The organism is Methylomagnum sp., assembly GCF_054333355.1.
Genome location: NZ_JBTEKS010000507.1, coordinates 1 through 2,635 on the forward strand (window position 1 = coordinate 1; position 2,635 = coordinate 2,635).

The window sequence follows — 2,635 nt, forward strand, 5'->3', positions numbered from 1 at the left end:
TCTGCAAGGCCCACGACCGGGCGTAGAGCCATTTGTGGAGCCACGTCCCGATCCCCTTGTTGGGTCGGGACGGGTGAACGCAGGGCGTCCGGGGCCGCCGAAGGCAATAACCGCCCGCGGAGAGGGCGATTCGGGCAGGGAAGCCCGAATCGCACTATCGGAGCGTGGCGCACACCAATATTTGCTACCCACGCGGGTATCGAAAGTTTTGGCGATCGGCTGCTCAGGATTTACTATCCCATCATAAATGGCGCTTAACCCTGACTGGACTGGCTTCAGTCACGGGCTTAAAACTCGCGCAATATTAAGTAATATCCTGATCTCCATACCCTAAAAGGCTCTAGCCGCTTATGCGCCCCTGGTCGAGTTTGTTTTCTGTGCTTTGCCTATGGGCAAGCTTCACGGCTCAGGGGGGCGGCTTAAGCAGCGTGCCCGGCGGTCAGTCCCCGAATCCCACGAGCCGGTCCCGTCCGCTTAAATCCGCGCCGTCGTTTTATCCGAACCCGCGTCGGGCTTTCTGCCAAGCCGCCGATTTGGCGACGCCCACCCAGGCGGGCACCTCGCTTGGCAATTCCGCCGAAGGCGGTGCGGTGAATCGGGGCGATCTGTACCTGGTCGGCTATCTCCTTAATCCCAATGATTGGCGCGATGACGACTCACTCTACTGGCGCTCGGCGGGCACCGCTTTGTTGAGCGGCGTCCTGGCATTCACGGTCTGGCAGCGGCGTCGCCTCAACCGCCGCCAGCCCAGCCAAGCCGAAGCGCTTAATTATTCTGACGCAGCGACCGCCCCGCTCATGGGCGACCCTCCCGCCACCTTCTCCAACAACCCCATCCCGCAGGGCGGCGGAGACGGCGGACGCGACCGCTCCGCCAGCAAAATGATTCTCCTCGCCAGCGTGTTCGAATACGCCCGCGAAGGCATCATCATCACCGACCAACAAGCCCGAATCCTCGACGTAAACCGGGCCTTCACGGAACTGACGGGCTACCAGCGCGAAGAGGTGATCGGGCAGAACCCCAGCCTGCTGAGGTCTCATCACCAGGGCGACGACTTTTACACGGCCCTGTGGCAAAGCCTGCGGGAGCGGGGCCACTGGCGGGGCGAAATCTGGAACCGGCGCAAGAATGGCGAAATCTACGCGGAATGGCTGCAAATCACCGCCGTCTATTCGCCGGAGGGCGGCGTCAGCCATTACGTCGGAATCTTCTCCGACATCACCCACATCAAGGAGCATCAATTGCAATTGGAGCGCCTGGCCCATTACGACGCGCTCACCCAATTGCCCAACCGGGTATTGCTGGCGGATTGCCTGCAATTGGCCCTGATGCAAGCCGACCAATCCGGGAAGATGCTGGGCGTGGCCTATCTGGACCTGGATGGCTTCAAGCCGGTCAATGACAGCCTGGGCCACAAGGCCGGCGACTTGCTATTGATGGAGGTGGCCCTGCGGCTGAGAAACGGGATACGGGAGGACGACACGGTGGCCCGTCTGGGCGGCGACGAATTCGTGATCCTGCTGTCGGACCTTACGTCCATCGATGAGTGCCGCTACAACCTGGAAAGCATCCTTTCGGACTTGGCGGCGCCTTATTGGCTGCAAGGCCGGGAGGTGCGGATTTCGGCCAGCATCGGCGTCAGCCTGTACCCGTCCGACCCAGGCGACCCGGACGCGCTCATGCGCCACGCCGACCAGGCCATGTACGCCGCCAAGCAGCTAGGCCGCAATCGCTATCACCTGTTCGACCCCGAACACGACCGCTGCCTGCGAGTGCATCGGGAGGCGCTGTCCCGCATCGAAGCCGGGCTACAGGGCAATCAGTTCTTGTTGTATTACCAGCCCAGGGTCGATATGCGCCGGGGCGTGGTGATTGGCGCCGAGGCCTTGGTGCGCTGGCAGCATCCCCAACGGGGCTTGCTGGCGCCCGCCGAATTCCTGCCCATCATCGAAAATAGCGAGTTTTCCATCGCCCTGGGCGATTGGGTGCTGAAGCAAGCCGTGCGGCAATTGGAGATTTGGTGGTGTTCGGGGCTGACCATTGAGGTGAGCGTCAATATCTCCCCCCAGCACTTGCAGGAGCCGCAGTTCGTCGAGCGCTTGCATGGGCATTTAGCCTCTCATCCCATCGTGCCCGCCGCCGCCCTGGAATTGGAAATCCTGGAAAGCACCGCCCTGGAAGACATGGCGCGGGTTTCAAAAATCATCGCCGATTGCCGCGCCCTGGGCGTGCGCTTCGCCCTGGACGATTTCGGCACCGGCTTTTCGTCGCTCACCTATTTCAAGCGCCTGCCGCTGGACACCCTCAAAATCGACCAATCCTTCGTGCGGAACATGCTCAAGGACGAGGAGGACCGCGCCATCGTGGAAGGCGTCATCGCCATCACCCACGCCTTCCAGCGGCAGGTGGTGGCCGAGGGCGTGGAAACGGTGGAACACGGTCTGGCGCTGCTGGCCTTGGGCTGCGAACACGGCCAAGGCTACGGCATCGCGCCGCCCATGCCGGCGGAGGATTGGCGGGGCTGGGCCGAGACATTCGGCACCGGGTGCGCGTGGGGCTGGGAAGGCGTCTCCACGACGGCTTAGGATTTGGCCCCCGAACCACTGTGGGAGTGGCCTTCAGGCCACGACCAGGC

At 62.6% G+C, this 2,635-nt stretch carries 1 protein-coding gene; it reads left to right on the forward strand.

The window, feature by feature from the left end:
- Positions 1-428: 428 nt before the first annotated feature.
- Entirely contained in the window at positions 429-2,585 is a 2,157-nt protein-coding gene (locus tag ACXWUF_RS21775; protein ID WP_458503410.1) for a putative bifunctional diguanylate cyclase/phosphodiesterase, read from the forward strand.
- Positions 2,586-2,635 lie beyond the last annotated feature (50 nt).